The organism is Terrisporobacter mayombei, from assembly GCF_020748465.1.
GTDB classification, from domain to species: domain Bacteria; phylum Bacillota; class Clostridia; order Peptostreptococcales; family Peptostreptococcaceae; genus Terrisporobacter; species Terrisporobacter mayombei.
This window is the reverse complement of record NZ_JAHZMP010000006.1, coordinates 23,084-40,126: the sequence shown is the minus strand read 5'-3', so window position 1 is coordinate 40,126 and position 17,043 is coordinate 23,084. Positions and strand designations below refer to the sequence as shown.

The following is a 17,043-nucleotide window of genomic DNA, read 5'->3' as shown; positions in this document are numbered from 1 at the left end:
CGCTGACGCTGACGCTTAGGCGAAGCGAATTTTTTATTGAAATAAAAAAGTGAGGAGGTGTAACGATGAAGGTAAATGGAAAAGTAGTAGAATTCCAAAATAATAAAACTGTATTAGATTTATTAAATGATTACAACTTAAACAAAGATAGAGTTGCTGTAGAGATAAATTTAGAAATAGTAGAAAATGATAAATATGAGACCTATGTATTAAAAGAGCATGATGCAATAGAAATTATTAGCTTTATTGGTGGTGGTTGATTTGAAAATATTTGTTAATGAAATAGAAAGAGAAGTGGAGAAAGATATAAGTGTTTTTAAAATTAAAGATATTTTTAATAAGTGTAGTGATGTTGTAGTCTTGAATGGATTTCCTATTAAAAAAGATGAAATATTAAAAGAAAATGATAGAGTAACTTTAATAGAAAAAGGAAAGAAACCATCTATGAATGAACTAGAAAGTCTTATGATTGCAAGGCATACACCAAAAGTATATGAGAAATTAAAAGTAGGAAAGATAGCTATTTTGGGCCTTGGTGGCCTAGGTTCTAATATAGCCATCTCTCTAGCTAGAATAGGTGTAGGTAAGTTAATTTTAGTTGATTATGATGTTGTAGAACCTTCCAATCTAAATAGACAGCAATATTTTATTGATGATATTGGAAAGTACAAAACAGAAGCAATGAAAGAACACTTAGATAAAATTAATCCTTTCATAGATGTTGAAATACATAATTCTTATATTACTAAAGAAAATATAAATTTTTTACATGAAGTAGATATAATAATTGAAGCTTTTGATGATCCAAATTGTAAAGCTGAAATAAGCAATTTTGTTTTACTTCATATGAGAGAAAAATATTTAATAGCATCTTCTGGCATGGCAGGATATTATGACTCAAATATTATTGTAACAAAGAAAATAAGAGAAAAATTTTATATATGTGGTGATTTTGTACATGAAGCAAAAGAAGGTGAGGGGTTAATGGCACCTCGTGTGGCTATTTGTGCAAATCATATGGCTAATTTAGCAAGTAAAATACTTATAGATTATATTTAGGGGGGATAAATTAATGGATAAATTGATATTAGGTGGACATGAATTTGATAGCAGACTTTTAATTGGTACAGGAAAATATGGATCGAATGAAATACTTCCAAAAGTAATAGAGGAGAGTGGCAGTGAAATAATAACAATGGCACTAAGAAGGGTAGATTTAGATAATTCTAATGAAAATATTCTTACATATGTACCTAAAAATATGACAATTCTTCCAAACACATCAGGAGCAACAACAGCTGAAGAAGCTGTAAGAATAGCAAGAATATCTCGTAAAATGGGATGTGGAGATTTTATAAAAATAGAAGTAATATCAGACACTAGATACTTATTACCAGACAATGAAGAAACAATAAAAGCAACTAAAATTCTTGCGGATGAAGGATTTGTAGTACTTCCTTATATGAGTCCAGATTTATATGCAGGTAGAAGATTAATAGAAGCTGGGGCTGCAGCAGTTATGCCACTAGGAGCGCCTATTGGTTCAAATAGAGGTCTTAAAATGAAAGAGATGATAAGAATAATGATAGAAGAGTTGGATATCCCTATTATCGTTGATGCAGGAATAGGTAAGCCATCACAAGCTATGGAGGCCATGGAAATGGGAGCTGCAGCGGTTTTAGTAAATACAGCTATATCATCAGCAGGTGATCCTATAGCTATGGGAAAAGCATTTAAAATGGCAGTAGAGGGTGGTCGCGCTGCACTCCTTGCAAAAACTGGATTTGTATCAGAATTTGCTAATGCATCTTCTCCTCTTACTGGTTTTTTAGGGAACTTATAGGAGGTATATAAAATGAGTTTTTATGATGTAATTGAAAAATATAAAGATTTTGATTTTGATGGATATTTTGATCAAGTAAGTGATAATGATGTACTAAGAAGTTTATCGAAGGATAAGCTAGATCACAAAGATTTACTTAATTTGCTTTCACCTATAGCAAGAAAGCATTTAGAAGTAATGGCTCAAAAGGCTAGTAAGCTAGCATTACAATACTGTGGGAAAACTGCCACTTTATACACTCCTATTTATATTGCAAATTACTGTGAAAATCACTGTGTTTATTGTGGTTATAATTGTCATAGTGGAATAAAAAGAAAAAAATTGTCTTTAGAAGAAATAGAAAAAGAAGGAGACTGTGTTGCAGCTAAAGGTTTTAAACATATTATTGTTTTAACTGGAGAAAGTGAAACAAAATCAAGCATTGAATATATAGGTGATGCTGTGGGAATTTTATCTAAAAAATTTCCATCAATAGCTATAGAAGTTTATCCTATGGACGTGGAAGGATATACACACTTAGTTTATAAAGGTGCAGATTCACTAACTATATATCAAGAAACTTATGATGAGAAAGTTTATAAGAAAGTGCATATAAAAGGACCTAAAGCCAATTATAGATTTAGATTAGATGCACCAGAAAGAGGGGCTATTGCTGGTATGAGATCCTTATCCATAGGAGCATTACTTGGTCTTAGTGATTTTAGGAAAGACGCATTTTTCTCAATCTTACATGGAGAGTATTTAAAAACAAAATATCCACATATAGAGCTATCATATTCTGCTCCTAGAATAAGACCTTTTAAAGGAAGCTTTGAAGATGTATTAGAGGTGGACGATGTTACAGAGTTTCAAATTTTAACTGTTATGAGGTTGTTCGATCCTCATGCAGCATTAAATGTATCGAGTAGAGAAACTTTAGACATGAGAAAGCATTTAATGCCCATTGGTGTTACAAAATTAAGTGCAGCAGTATCAACAGATGTTGGCGGACATTCTCAAGGAGAAGAAAATACAGCTCAATTTAAAACTAATGATGACAATAGCATAGAAGAAGTAGCTAGTATGCTGAAATCAATTGGATATCAATATGTATTTAAAGATTGGGTGAGATTTTAATGTATCTGATAACAAATAGACATTTATGTGATGAAAATAATTACTTGTCGGTTATTGAAGATGCTGTAAGTAGCGGAGTAGAGAATGTTATTCTAAGAGAAAAAGATATGAATGATAAGGAGCTAACTGATCTGTACAATAAGATTGTAAGTAAAACAAGTTACTTACATGATAAGTTTAATTTAATTATTAATAGTAATATAAACTTATATAAAAAACTTAATTTTAGTGGTATTCATTTGCCTTTTGAAATATTTGTACAACTTGTTAAGGAAGGATTTATTTTTGAAGATAATAAAATTTTAGGCTTGTCCCTTCACAATACAAGTGAGATTAACAAACTAGAAAAAATTATTAAAGAGAACAATATAAAAGTAGGCTATATAACCTTATCGCATATATACGAAACTAAGTGTAAGGAAAATTTAAAACCTAAAGGAATAAATCTTTTGAAAGAAGGGAAAAAATCACTGATATTAAAATCGTAGCACTAGGCGGTATATTGCCTGAAAATGTTAAAGAAGTTTTAAAGTATGCAGATGATTTTGCTATTATGAGCACTTTATTTACATGCAAAAATGCAGAACTAAAAATAAAGGAATATAAAATATAAATGTTATAACTTATAGAAAAAAATTATATATAATTGTAAATTATTGATTATTTCTATATTAATTTACCTAAATGAGTCGAATTTGTTATAATAAAACGGATTAAAAAGTTTAATTATTAAAATATATTATAGTAAATTATAATATGGAATTTAACTGGAGGGATAATCATGAAATTAAACAAAAAATTTAAAGTTTTATCATTGGGGATGTTATTAGTTGTGACATTAAGCTCTGCAATAGGGTGTTCTTCAAAGGAGAGCGAAAAAACATATAACAAAATAGACTCAGCAAAAACAGTAGAATTAGCAAATGAAACTAAAGAAACATTAGTAATAGACGTAAGAGGTGCTGACGCATACGAAAAAGGACATTTAGCTAATGCTATAAACATACCATTTGAAGATTTTGAGGGGAAAATAAGTGAGTTAGAAGGCTATAAAGATCAAACAATAGTGCTAATATGCAATACAGGAAATAAAAGTGGTAAAGCAGGACAAATGTTAGTTGATAAAGGGTTCACTAAAGTATACAATGCAGAAGATGGCATGGAAGAATATGATTATGATACAGTTAAATATAATAACGTGACTGGAAGTGAATTTGAAAAATTAGCAACAGGAGACAAAGATACTGTTATACTAGATCTTAGAGATGCTAAAGATTTTGAAAAAAGCTCATTAGAAAATGCAGTGAATATACCAATAGATGAATTTGAAGCAAAAGCTAAAAAAGAATTAAAAAATAAAGATCAAGAAATATTATTATATTGCAATACAGGAACAAGAACTTCTGAAGCATCACAAATTTTAGAAAAAGATGGATACACAAATATTATTAACTCAATAGATGGTGTAAAAGAATATGAATTTAAATTAAAATAATATACATAATTTTGAAAAGACTAAATTAATAGATAATTTAGTCTTTTTTTAAACCGTGAAATATAGGAGATAAAGTCACTTTATTTTTACAATGATTTAAAAGGATATTTATTTAATTTGTATAAATATACTTAGTATTACAAATAAAGGAGCGAATCAAATGAAAAAGAGCGGTATTTTTATGGTAATAATATCTATAGTATTTTTATTTTTTGTAAATGAACATTATAGATATGATGGATATAAAGAGGTTGAAATACCCAATATAGGCATAGCTAAGGTTCCGGAAAATTGGTATTGTGGAAAAACAAAGGATGGGTTGCTCTATTTTGCAAATATGCCTATAGAAAATGAAGGTTGTAAAGTTTACTTTATCCAGCACTCTGTTCAAGATTACTCTTTAGAGAAAAATCAGTCAGAATCAGGATACTTCTTGGACAACTATTATTTAGAAGATGTTCTTTCAATTGAAAAAATATTTGTATCTCCATATGGCAATAGTAATGTTTACTCTAATGGTTGTAGATATCAATCATGCAATTTTTATTTAAATAATATTAAAGTGGATAGTTATTATATAGATTTTGTAGGAAATACTAATAGCAGCATATTTTTTATTGTTGATGACTCCATTGATATTAAGACCATGGAGGATATAACAAAATGGTTTAAAAAATTTTGAAATTTACGTTATTGAAATTTTTTGAAAAATGAGTTATTATATAAAATATTATGAAGAATAACCTATTAAAATACCTTAATAGGTTATTTTTTGAGTAAATTAATAATAGATACCTAATAAATGAATTAAAACAAAATTGCAAATGTAAGTAGAAGAGGGATTGTAGTAAAATATTCAAAGTACCAACTTCAAAGAAAGTGTCAGTCATAGAACTTTACTTAAAATAGATTTTTTAGTTTGATTATATATGTTTTAAAAGTTAGAAAGAAGCAATATGAATAGTTAGTAAGGTTTGATTACTAATATTTTAATAATAGAAAATGTAAAAAGAAGTGCTATGGGAATAATAAGTATAGCACTTCTTTTTTAAAAAAGAATAAAGTAACAAGTATAAGGCATGGCAAAAACTTGCCTAATTTATGTAGAATTACTATATATTATGAAGTATTTTATAATAATTATGCAAAATTCATAAAATTATTTTTATGTATTATAAATCACAACAAAACACGAAGGGGGAAATCATATTATATGAAAGTAGAAAAAGTAGCAATATTAGGTGGAGGAAATGGAGGAATTACTGCAGCAGCAGATTTAACTCAAAAGGGATTTTTAGTAAATATATTTGAGTCGCAAAGATTTTGTAAAGACTTGCAATTTATTAAAAGAAATAATGAAATAGCTATGGAGTACAAAGGTAATAAATCAGTAGAAAAAATTAATTTAATAACTGATGACTTAGAAAAATCAATTGAAGGTTGTCAAATTATTATGATAACAGTACCAGGAATGGGAATAGAGTATTTTGCAGAAATACTTGCTCCAGTAGTTAAGGAAGATCAAATAATTTTAATAAACTCTGCACCAGCCATGGCGTCTGTTAGATTTATAAAAAAAGCAAGAGAAATGGGAATAGAAAAAGACTTTAAAATTGGAGAAACTAATTCTTTAACATATGCTACAAGAGCATATGTGAATGAAGGAAGAGTAGATATTTCTTTAAAAGCAGGAAAAGTTTATTTAGCAGCTTATCCATCATGCAACACAGACGAAGTATTCAATGCCTGTGTACAAATATATGATTGTTTTGTAAAAGCAGATAATGTAATTGTAGTGAATTTAGAAAACCCAAATCCTTTAGTTCATCCAGGACCGACTTTATTAAATGCAGGAAGAATTGATTACACTAAGGGAGAGTTTTGGCTATATAAAGAAGGTATAACTGAACATACAGTAAATATAGTTAAAGCAGTAGAAAATGAAAGAGAAGCTGTGGCAAAAGCTTTAGATATTCAATTAGAAGATACTAAACAGGCTCGTATAAATAGAGGTTACTTTGCAAATGAAGATAAACCTTTGCATGAGCTTTTTAATACAAGTCCAGTTTTCCAACATATAAAAGGTCCAGCAAGTGTAGAAGGAAGATATATGGTAGAAGATATATCAACAGGTCTTGTACTTTGGTCTGATCTAGGAAAAGTTTTAAACGTACCTACGCCTAATATTGATTCTATAATAGTTCTAGGTGGAACATTAATAGGAAGAGATTTTTATAAAGAAGGATTAACTTTATATAGCATAGGTCTTGGACATTTAAAGAATAAAGAGGATATTTTAGCCAACATATAATAAATTTTTAATAAAATAAAAGGGATATTAACATGGATAATTAAAAGAGGAGTAATAGAATAGCTATTACTCCTCGTTTGTTTTTGTTAAAATAAACTTAATTTCATTAAGTTTACTTTAGGTAAGTTCCTTCTTCATTTTGTATTACTAATCCTTTTTTCATAAGAACGCCTAAAGCTCTTTTGAAGTTTTTCTTACTTGAATTAAATACAGTAGTTATTTCTTCTGGAGAAGATTTATCATTAAATCTCATAAATCCGTCATTTCCTTCCATATAGTTCATTATAGCTAATTCTAACATATCCAACTCGACTTTTCTTTCTCCTCTAGGAGTAAGTCCAAGTCTTCCATCTTCATAAATCTTAATAACTTTAAGATCCTCTAACTTGTCTCCTATGTTAAGTTCTGTAAAGTATTCGTTCTTTAATATAACTCCATCATACTTATTGTCTACACATATAGTTGCAGAATTGTTAGTTTGGAATCCGTAAACTATACCATCAACACTGTCACCAACTTTATATGAATGCTCCACAGATAAGTAAGGGAATATATCAGTAGTAGCAGCAAGTCTACCAGTTTTATCTTCGTAGATATAGAATAAATATCTATTTCCTTTAGTCATTTCGTATTTTTGTGCTTTAAAAGGAACTAAGATATCTTTTGGAAGACCAATATCCACAAAACTTCCTATTTTTGTGTGAGCTACTACATTTAAATAAGCTATTTCTCCAATCTGAGCTTTTGGGTATTCCATAGTAGCAGAAAGTCTTCCTTCAGAGTCTTTGTATATAAATACCTCTACTTCGTCACCAACTTCAATTTTATTTTTATTAAGTAGTCTATTGTGAAGAAGTACATCATCGCTAGTATGTCCAGTTTCAGCATCTAAAAAATATCCAAATTCAGCTTTTCTTTTAACTTTAAGCTTGTTATACTGTCCTAATTTAATCAAATTTTCATCTCCTTATTATGTTTGTAATATATATATCATAATTAAATATAATAACATATTTAGCCTTAATTATACTTAAAACTTATAAGAATTTAAAAAAATTATTCTAACCATAGTAAAAAAATAAAATAAATATTGCATTAACCTTCAATTGTATTATAAAATTACTTGTGGACTATATTTTACTATGCCAACAACAATAATTAAGGAGGAAGATAGTGAGCAAGAAGATACGCCTAGCAACAGTAGAAGATTTAGCGAGAATACAAGAAATATATAGACCTTATGTTGAACAAGAAGATATTGTTGTAAACTCGGAGCATAGAGTACCGACCATGAAGGAATTAGAAGAAAGATTTGATTTAGTAACTAAAGAATTTCCCTGGTTAGTATGTGAAATAGATAATGTAGTTGTAGCTTATGCATATGCAGGAAAACCATTTAAAAGAGAAGGATACAAATGGAATGCAGAAGTTTCCGTATATGCTGATGAGAAATATCATGGAAGAAGATTAGCATCTGCCCTATATGAAAGTTTATTAGAATTATTAGAGGCACAGGGGTATTACAATATATATGCTTGTATATTATCTATAAATGAAAAAAGCATAAAATTCCATGAAAAGTATGGATTTAAAGTAATGAGTATTTTTCCAAACTCAGTGCATAAACATGATAAATGGATGGATGTAATTTGGATGAATAAGGTATTGCAGGAATTTAAACATGATGTAAAAAACCCTGTATCAATATGGGATTTAGATAAGGAATTAGTGGATAATATATTAAATAAAAATGGGGATATAATAAAAGGGTAATAATATGGACACCAATCGGTTTAAAAAAAGATATATAAAAATAAAGCTATCTTGATGAATGATATGATAATCATTGCAAAAAGATAGCTTTTTTTAATTTCTAACCACTTGACTTGAGCAATGGAGTTGCCTGAAACTTCATGTCATCCACACAGTGGCTTAAAGTGGTAACGAAGGCATCTCATTGGCGAAATGAAATGCTTCGCCGACACGTCGTTCAAGCGAAGCAAATTTTTTATTCATACATAAGAGTTGTTAAATGGTTAAATTTAACCATTTTTAAAGCAACTCTTTTTAGGGAAATTCAAAAAGATGTATTGTATTATCACAGCTATTTGGGGGAGCTGTGATTAGTATTTTGATATAAATATAATTTCTATTATATTTGTAAAAATCCTTCAATGATAAAAAAAATTATACTTAAAGAATTGATACAAAAAAATAAAAAATTTAAATTTTGGAAATGACTTCTTGGTTTTATTAGTAATAAAAATATGTGCATGTGGAAATCTATAATAAATCTATAATTTGTAGAAGAAAAAAGGAGGCAAAAATGCGAAAAGTAAATCAAAGTAGAAAAGAACTCCATGAAAGTGATATAAACAATTTTGTTAATCATGCAAGCAATTTTGAAGAATTAAGTGATTTACTAGAAGATGAGAATGAAAAAGTAAGTAAAAAAATTAAGAAAGAAGGAAATTTTAAATTACCTTCTTATGAAGAAGTACATTATAGTAATGACAAATTTTAATATAAAAAAACTACTGGAGAAATAATTCCAGTAGTTTTTTTAGTATTTATGAATTATTACAAATATTTGTTTATGTGTAAAAAAATGGTAAAATATTATACTATTATGTTATAATGAGTTGAAATAATAACTATTAATACACAGATAAAGCTAAAAATGTTAAAATGATTTGATAAAAATTTATAAGATACATAACATAAATAGGATGGAGTTATTTGTATAATTAAAATCATATGGTTATTTTTCCCATGTTAATTATCCATAAAAATATGATAAAATATTTCAGATATAGATAATTAACGGACTTTTACGGTTGGGTAAAAGTAAGTGTAAAAATATATGAGTAGGTGGAAGATAATATGAAACAAGTGAGTGTTGTTGGTATAGCAGGTGGAACTGCATCAGGAAAATCAACTATAGTAAATTACATTAAAGAGTTTTTTAAGGATGATATAGAGTTAATTTGCCATGACAGCTACTACAAAGCAAATGATGATAAAACTCTTGAAGAAAGAAAAAATTTAAACTACGATCATCCATCATCTTTTGAAACAAAAAGAATGATAGAAGACATAAAAAAATTAAAAGCAGGAAATGAAATAGAAGTTCCTGTTTATGATTACACTAAACATACTAGAGCTAAAGAAACAGTGCTTGCTCACCCTAAAAAAGTTATTATAGTAGAAGGAATATTAATATTTGAAGATCCAGAACTTAGAGACCTTATGGATATAAAGGTATTTGTTGATACAGATGCAGATGAACGTTTAATGCGCCGTATACTAAGAGATACAAAAGAAAGAGGAAGAAGCGTTGAGTCAGTATTATCACAATATGTTAATACTGTAAAACCAATGCATGAGCAATTTGTAGAGCCTTCTAAAAAACATGCGGATATAATAATACCAAGAGGTGGAGAGAATACTACAGGTATACATATCTTACAAGAACATCTAAAATTAATATTAGGATAATTACTAAAAGCAGTTTATTATGAATTTAATAAGCTGCTTTTTTATAGTTCCTTAACAAATTGTAATCATAACTTTATGGGAATTATTTACCATTTATAATATAATAAAAAATGAGTTAATAACTTTACAATATTTAATTTATTTTGAAAGGGGGAAATTAAATGAAATATGAAAAATTAAATAAAAAATCTATAAGTTGTATGTTTGTAGCCTCATTAGTACAATTTTTAGTTAGTAGTAGTATTCTATTTGTGATTTGGTTTATATTTGGGCATCACTTTCCACAAATTGTTGTAAATATTATGATAGGTTTAGTCTTATTAGATTTTTTATATTTAATAGTATCACCAAAAATAAGATACGAAAGATATAGATATTCTATTACAGAAGATGCCATTGATGTTAAAGAAGGATTTATCTTTATAGAAAGAAGTATAGTTCCCATAGAAAGACTTCATAAAATAGCTATAGAAAAAGGCCCTATTGATAGAGTATTTAAACTGTCAAAAGTAATTGTTACTACAGCTGGTGGAGATGTTACAATTAAATTTTTAGAAGATGAAAAGTCTGAGTTTATAGCAGATACCCTTAAGAAAAAAATAAATGAAGTAGCTATAGAATCAAGATTAGAGAAACTAGACGATTTATTATAAGGGTGGTGACATTTATGAGTGAAGAAAAGTTTAGGTGTCATCCAAGTATTATTGTTGAAAAAACAGGCGGAGTTATTATAGCATTGTTTTTTATATTTTTTAGAAACTTAGATGATTTGGAAGAAATGGCAAAAGAAGGATTTAGCAGAGGAAACTTATTAATTTTAGGAATTATTCTGGGAGTTTTAACTCTAATTTTAATTTACAATATTATGGTTTGGAAAAAAACTTTTATAACCATAGAAGAAAATACAATAGTTATTCAAAGAAATACAATTAATTCTAAGGAGAATACATTTGGAATTAAAAATATATCAAATGTAAATTTAGAGCAAAATATTTTTGAAAGAATAATCGGAACTTATAAAATAAAAATTGATACAGATAGCTTATCTACAGCCAATTCAACAGATATAGAAATTGTACTTTCCAAAAAGCATGCTTATAATTTTAAAAATAGAGTTTTATATCTTATGAATAATGAAAAATTAAAGAATGTACAGAGTGATGAAAACAATATAAATAGAAACTCATTAGGAGATGAAGTATATTTTGATGATGAAAATATAGAATATGATATAGTTTATTCTGTAAATGATGTGCTTAAGCATTGTTTTTACAATTTATCACTATTTGGTTTTATATTTAACTTAGCCATGATAGGATTTGCAGTATTTGTTTCAGTAAAGTTTGATGGTGCTAAAAGCTTTTTTGCATTGGGTATAGTATTAATTACTTCTTGTTTTTCTGTTTTTCAGCTATTTTTTGGTGATTTAATTAGATATTACAATTTCTCAATTAAACGTGAAGAAGACAAGCTTTACATAAGCTATGGATTATTAAAAATAAAAAAGTTTGCTGTGCCAATAAACAGGATTAATGCTTTAAATGTTAAACAATCTTACATATCTAGGGTATTTAAGAGATATCAAAGTGATATAGTAACTATTGGTGTAGGAGATGATGATTCTGAAGGCTCCCAAATTTTACTATCTAGCAATAAAGAAGATTTTATAAAAAATATGAAAATTTTGCTTCCAGAGTTAAATTTAGAGGAATACTTAAATTTAGAAAGAGAATCTAAAAATCATCATATAATAAAAATTATTGATATTATACTTGGAACAATATTTTCTTCTGTGATTTTATATTGTATTTACAAGTTTGATACAGGCCTTTCACCATTAATATTTGTGGGAATTGATTTTGTAATATTTTTAATTTCAGTATTATTTTATTATATGATCTATATAACTCGTGGATTTTATATGGGCGATGACAATATGGCTATGTCCTGGGGTATTTTTGCTAAAAAAATTAGTATTATAAAATATGAAAAGGTTCAGTATATGGATGTTAAAGAAGGACCTGTAAGTAGTAAGTTAGGGCTGTGTAGTGGTGAACTTCATATTCTAGCTAGTTTTGGCAATAATATAAGGACTTTGGGATACTATAACATTAGTTTATTTGAAAAATTGAAAGAGAAAATTTTATTTAATTAATAAAAGGAGTTATAACACAAATTTTGTGTTGTAACTCTTTTTTTCTGTCAGAAGTTTGTCAGAAGTAAAAGATATTATATAAGTATAAAATTTATACGGAGGTAAATAGCTATGAGAATAAAAAACAAAATCATTGTGGTCTTATTAATATTAATATCAATTTTTCTCTGTTTTAACTTATACATTAATTATCATAAAAAAGTAACTAAGATTGATAAATATTTTAAGAATGCTATTATGGTTGAAGATAATAGACTGGTAGACAATGTAGATATAAAAATTAAAGGTACTTTATCTGATACACACTTCATATATAGATATTTGCAATTTAGCAAGGAGTTAAAAGGTACTGTGAGCATAGGAGGTAAAAGATATTATGTGAGAGCCTCTAGTGTAGCAAAAGATGGAATTATGCAAGGAATACTAACAAAAGAAAAAGATGAGCTTATATCTGATTATGAAATTAGTTTTTCGAAAGATTTAGATAAAATTTGCATTTATAAAGGCAATTATATAATTTCAGCTCCAGCAAAATCATTAGACGAAGCTATAAATGTTTATAAATCAATTGTGGATATACCTATAAATTAAATATTTATATTTATGTCAGGATATTGTAATAAGTGATTATTAATATATAAATTATAAAAATAAATAAAGAGGTGGATGAAATGAGTATATTAGAAGGAATAAATTTAGTTAAGATATATGGTCAGGAACCAAATATAGTAAGAGCCTTAGATCATGTAAATATCGAAATAAATGAGGGAGAGTTTGTTGCTATAATTGGGACATCAGGAAGTGGAAAATCTACACTGTTAAATATGTTAGGTGGTTTAGATAAGTTAACTGAAGGAGACGTAATTATAAGTAATAAAAAATTAAGTGAAATGAATGATGAAGAAGTAACTATTTTTAGAAGAAGAAATATAGGTTTTATTTTTCAAAATTACAATTTAGTACCTATACTAAATGTTTATGAAAATATAGTTCTTCCCATAGAATTAGATGGTGTGAAAATAGATACAGAGTACGTAGATTCCATAATAAAAACTTTAGGATTAAGTGATAAACTTACAAATATGCCAAATAACTTATCAGGTGGACAACAGCAACGTGTGGCAATAGCAAGAGCCTTAGCTACCAAACCAGCTATAATTTTAGCAGATGAACCTACTGGAAATCTTGATAGTAAAACAGGAATGGATGTAATAGGTCTTCTTAAAATGACTAGCCAAAAATTCAATCAAACAATGGTAATGATAACTCACAACGAAGAAATAGCACAATTAGCAGATAGAGTTATAAGAATTGAAGATGGCAAGGTGGCGAGAGGTGATAAATAATGAAAATAGAAAACAACAATACAAATATAATAAAAAGAATTACAAAATCATCTCTTAAATCTAATAAGACTAGAAATATTTTCGTAATAGTAGCAATTATTTTAACTACTTTTATGATTTCTTCTGTATTTACTTTAGGCATAAGTTTTGCAAAAAACTATGCCATAATGAATTTAAGAGATCAAGGAACAACAGCAAGTACTTTTTTACCAAATCCAACAGATAAACAGATTAAAGAAATTATAGATTTAAATGTGGCTAAAAATATTGGAAAGGAAATAAATGCAGGTGTTGTAAGTTCAAAAGAGTTAAGTAAAAGTAAAACTACTATATCACTTAAGTATTTAGATAAAACAAACTGGGAAAAACAGCTAAGTCCTTGCATAAGTGATATAAAAGGAGATTATCCTACTAAAGAAAATGAAATTATGATATCTAAAATATCATTAAAATTTTTAAATAAAGAAGATGCTAAAATAGGAGATAAAATAAAAATTCCTTGTGATATAAATGGGAAAGTGTCAGAAAAGGAGTTTGTGATAAGTGGATACTTTACTTCTTATGCTTATATCCAAGATAGTGGAGATATATTTGTATCAGAATCTTTTATAAAAGATAACAATTTAACCTTAGAGAAAAATGGACAATTATTAATTACTTTACAAAAAAATGGAAAAGCTAAGGCACCAGAGCTTTTAGAAAAAGAAGTATCTTTAAAGAAAAATCAGAAATTTGAGTATAACTATGATGTGGAACAAGATTCAGAGGGTATCTTACTTGCATCCATAAGTATTGTATCTATTATAGGTGGATTTATAGTATTTAGTGGTTATTTACTTATTTACAACATTTTATATATAGCAGTTACTAAAAATATTCAATTCTATGGATTACTTAAAACTATAGGAACATCACCAAAACAAATTAAAAAAATAGTAAGAGGACAAGGTCTTAGATTAGCAGTTATAGGTATACCAATAGGAGTAGCTTTATCAGTATTAGTTTCTTATTTAATTGTGCCATCTGCTATTGAAGGAATGAGTAGTGGAACTTACTATGCATCTATGATGCCAAGCGAAATATATTTTACTCCGCTAGTTTTTCTAGGGACTATATTATTTGCACTAATTACAATATTAATAAGTTGTAAAAAACCTGCTAAAATTGCCAGTAATATTTCACCAATAGAAGCTATGAAATTTAGTGGCAAAAAATCAAAAAAAGAAAAGAAAAATAGAAACTCTACTAAGGGTGGGAAACTTTATAAAATGGCTTGGTACAATGTTTTTAGAGATAAAAAACGTGCTATATTAGTATTTATATCTTTATTTATGGGAATCATGACATATTTAAGTGTAAACACTTTTATGAATAGTATTAGTTTAGAAAATTATGCTAATAGATATTTACCTAATGATTTTGAAATGCAAAATTATTATGATGATAATTCAACCTTAGATAATAAAGTTATAGAGGAAGTCAAAAATATAAAAGGTGTTAATTCCGTAGAAGTTCTAGTATCTTCATTTATACAAATGGACATGAATGAGAAAGTGCTTATGCCTGCTCTAGAAGGAGGATATAGCATGCATGGTGGAGATTTAGAAGAATTAGACCAGTATTTAAAGAATATAGAAAAAGATCCTAGCAAATTAGTGCCAATGGTAGTTGGATTAGAAGATAAAACTATAGAAAGATATAACAAAGCAATTAATAAAAAAATAGATATAGAAGCTTTTAAAAAAGGAGACTTGGTTCTAATTGATGGATTCTATTACAATGATGAAGCAAAATTAGATTTCTCAAAAGAAAAAATAACTTTTAGAAATTCTAAAGAAAATAAATCTAAGGACTTTAATATAGAGCTAATGCCGAATGAAAATGCAATTTTGCCTATACATTCAGATCAAACAGGTATACCAGTAATATATGTTAGTTCTTCTACTCTAAATAAATTGACTAAAGATACTAGAAATTATTTAGTATATGTTGATGTGAAAGATAGCTACGATAGTTCAGTAAAAAGTAAACTAAAAACACTAGCTAGTAAAAATCGATTCTATCTTACATCTAAAACGGATACTATGAATGATTTTGAAAAAAGTTCAATGATGATGAATTTAGTAGGTGGGGGAATTGCCATAATTTTAATACTTATAGGTCTATTAAATTTCATTAACGTAATGGTTACCAATGTAAATGTAAGATTAAAAGAACTTGCAATAATGGAAAGTATAGGTATGACTAAGAAACAAATTATAAATATGTTAACTTTAGAAGGTGCATATTACGCAGGAATAACTACTTTAATCACATGTACTTTAGGTATGGGAGTAGTGTATTATATTGCAGAGCTTACTAAAAAAATTGTTGATTATGCAGAATTTGTATTTCCTACTATACCTTTAGTTTCCCTAGTTACATTAATATTCGCTGTATGCTTAATAACTCCAAGTATAGTTTATAAATACAGTAGTAAAGCAAGTGTAACAGAAAGATTAAGAGAAATAGAAAATTAGAAAATAAGTAATAGTGGTAGGTATGAAAAATCTACCACTATTGCTATAATTAGATAGGACAGTTGATTAAAGGGGTGATTATTATAGCTACAATTTTAATAATAGAAGACGATAAGGTATTAAATAAGGGAGTCGCCTTTGCATTAAAAAAAGAAGGCTACAAAATTATAAGCGCATACAATATGGAAGAAGGGAAAAATGCTATTTTACAAAATGAAATAGATTTTTTACTTTTAGATATTAATTTACCTGATGGAAGTGGGCTTGGTTTGTGTAGAAATATAAATGATAAGATGGATTTTCCCATAGTGTTTTTTACAGCTAATGATACAGAAGAAGATATGATTCAGGGGTTTGAATGTGGATGTGATGATTATATTTCAAAGCCTTTTTCTATGGATGTCTTAAAATTAAAAATAAGTGCTATTTTAAAAAGAAATACTTCTTCAAATAAGGATATTTTTAAATACAAAAATATGAAAATCGATTATATCAGTAGAAAAGTTTATAAAAATGATGAAGAAATTTATTTAACAGTTACGGAGTATAAATTATTGGAAGTGTTAAGTAGAAATAAAGGTAGGGCCATGACCAAGGAGATTTTATTAGACAAGCTTTGGGATAACAATGGAAACTACGTAGATGAAAACACTTTATCTGTAAATATAAGAAGACTTCGTAAGAAAATAGAAGATGATGGGAAAAATCCTGAATATATAGTTACCTTATTTGGTATTGGATATATTATGGGAGAATAATT

Annotated in this window: 18 protein-coding genes; 17 read left to right on the top strand and 1 reads right to left on the bottom strand. The window is 27.6% G+C overall.

Features of this window, described 5'->3' with window-relative positions; genetic code table 11:
- The first annotated feature begins 65 nt into the window (after positions 1–65).
- From thiS to K0039_RS16025, 8 genes are all read left to right on the top strand, one after another.
- A complete protein-coding gene (thiS, locus tag K0039_RS16060) occupies positions 66–260 on the top strand; it encodes a sulfur carrier protein ThiS (RefSeq protein WP_228106084.1) in 195 nt (64 codons plus the stop codon).
- A complete protein-coding gene (gene thiF, locus K0039_RS16055; protein WP_334302541.1) occupies positions 253–1,059 on the top strand; it encodes a sulfur carrier protein ThiS adenylyltransferase ThiF in 807 nt (268 codons plus the stop codon). Before thiS ends, thiF begins: the two co-directional genes overlap by 8 nt.
- 13 nt (positions 1,060–1,072) lie before the next feature.
- Positions 1,073–1,843: a thiazole synthase gene (locus K0039_RS16050; protein ID WP_228106082.1), complete on the top strand. Its 771-nt coding sequence runs from the start codon at positions 1,073–1,075 to the stop codon at positions 1,841–1,843.
- Positions 1,844–1,855: 12 nt separating this feature from the next.
- The gene (gene thiH, locus K0039_RS16045; RefSeq protein WP_228106081.1) at positions 1,856–2,959 is read left to right on the top strand and encodes a 2-iminoacetate synthase ThiH; all 1,104 of its coding nucleotides are present in this window, start codon (positions 1,856–1,858) and stop codon (positions 2,957–2,959) included.
- Positions 2,959–3,447, top strand: a complete 489-nt coding sequence (locus K0039_RS16040) for a thiamine phosphate synthase (RefSeq protein WP_228106080.1) — start codon at positions 2,959–2,961, stop codon at positions 3,445–3,447. The genes thiH and K0039_RS16040 overlap by 1 nt, the downstream gene beginning before the upstream one ends.
- A gap of 293 nt (positions 3,448–3,740) precedes the next feature.
- Positions 3,741–4,454: a rhodanese-like domain-containing protein gene (locus K0039_RS16035; RefSeq protein ID WP_228106079.1), complete on the top strand. Its 714-nt coding sequence runs from the start codon at positions 3,741–3,743 to the stop codon at positions 4,452–4,454.
- A 160-nt stretch (positions 4,455–4,614) separates the two neighbouring features.
- Entirely contained in the window at positions 4,615–5,136 is a 522-nt protein-coding gene (locus K0039_RS16030) for a hypothetical protein (RefSeq protein ID WP_228106078.1), read from the top strand.
- A gap of 531 nt (positions 5,137–5,667) precedes the next feature.
- A complete protein-coding gene (locus K0039_RS16025; RefSeq protein WP_228106077.1) occupies positions 5,668–6,765 on the top strand; it encodes an NAD/NADP octopine/nopaline dehydrogenase family protein in 1,098 nt (365 codons plus the stop codon).
- Positions 6,766–6,877: 112 nt separating this feature from the next.
- Here the strand turns inward: K0039_RS16025 and K0039_RS16020 are convergent, their stop codons facing one another.
- Entirely contained in the window at positions 6,878–7,720 is an 843-nt protein-coding gene (locus tag K0039_RS16020) for a CvfB family protein (protein ID WP_228106076.1), read from the bottom strand.
- A gap of 218 nt (positions 7,721–7,938) precedes the next feature.
- Between K0039_RS16020 and K0039_RS16015 the strand changes: the two genes are divergently transcribed.
- From K0039_RS16015 to K0039_RS15975, 9 genes are all read left to right on the top strand, one after another.
- Complete coding sequence (locus tag K0039_RS16015; protein WP_228106075.1) at positions 7,939–8,538, top strand: GNAT family N-acetyltransferase; 600 nt, start codon at positions 7,939–7,941, stop codon at positions 8,536–8,538.
- Positions 8,539–9,091: 553 nt separating this feature from the next.
- Positions 9,092–9,289 carry a hypothetical protein gene (locus K0039_RS16010; protein WP_228106074.1) on the top strand — a complete coding sequence of 66 codons (198 nt, stop codon included), beginning with the start codon at positions 9,092–9,094 and terminating at the stop codon, positions 9,287–9,289.
- 359 nt (positions 9,290–9,648) lie between these two features.
- Positions 9,649–10,263, top strand: a complete 615-nt coding sequence (udk, locus tag K0039_RS16005) for a uridine kinase (protein ID WP_018592883.1) — start codon at positions 9,649–9,651, stop codon at positions 10,261–10,263.
- A 161-nt stretch (positions 10,264–10,424) separates the two neighbouring features.
- A complete protein-coding gene (locus tag K0039_RS16000) occupies positions 10,425–10,916 on the top strand; it encodes a PH domain-containing protein (RefSeq protein WP_228106073.1) in 492 nt (163 codons plus the stop codon).
- Positions 10,917–10,930: 14 nt separating this feature from the next.
- The gene (locus K0039_RS15995; protein ID WP_228106072.1) at positions 10,931–12,418 is read left to right on the top strand and encodes a PH domain-containing protein; all 1,488 of its coding nucleotides are present in this window, start codon (positions 10,931–10,933) and stop codon (positions 12,416–12,418) included.
- Between the two features lie 111 nt (positions 12,419–12,529).
- Positions 12,530–13,009 carry a hypothetical protein gene (locus tag K0039_RS15990; protein ID WP_228106071.1) on the top strand — a complete coding sequence of 160 codons (480 nt, stop codon included), beginning with the start codon at positions 12,530–12,532 and terminating at the stop codon, positions 13,007–13,009.
- Positions 13,010–13,089: 80 nt separating this feature from the next.
- Complete coding sequence (locus K0039_RS15985; RefSeq protein ID WP_228106070.1) at positions 13,090–13,764, top strand: ABC transporter ATP-binding protein; 675 nt, start codon at positions 13,090–13,092, stop codon at positions 13,762–13,764.
- Positions 13,764–16,283, top strand: a complete 2,520-nt coding sequence (locus K0039_RS15980; RefSeq protein ID WP_228106069.1) for an ABC transporter permease — start codon at positions 13,764–13,766, stop codon at positions 16,281–16,283. Before K0039_RS15985 ends, K0039_RS15980 begins: the two co-directional genes overlap by 1 nt.
- A 74-nt stretch (positions 16,284–16,357) precedes the next feature.
- Positions 16,358–17,041: a response regulator transcription factor gene (locus tag K0039_RS15975; RefSeq protein ID WP_331476770.1), complete on the top strand. Its 684-nt coding sequence runs from the start codon at positions 16,358–16,360 to the stop codon at positions 17,039–17,041.
- Positions 17,042–17,043: the final 2 nt, after the last annotated feature.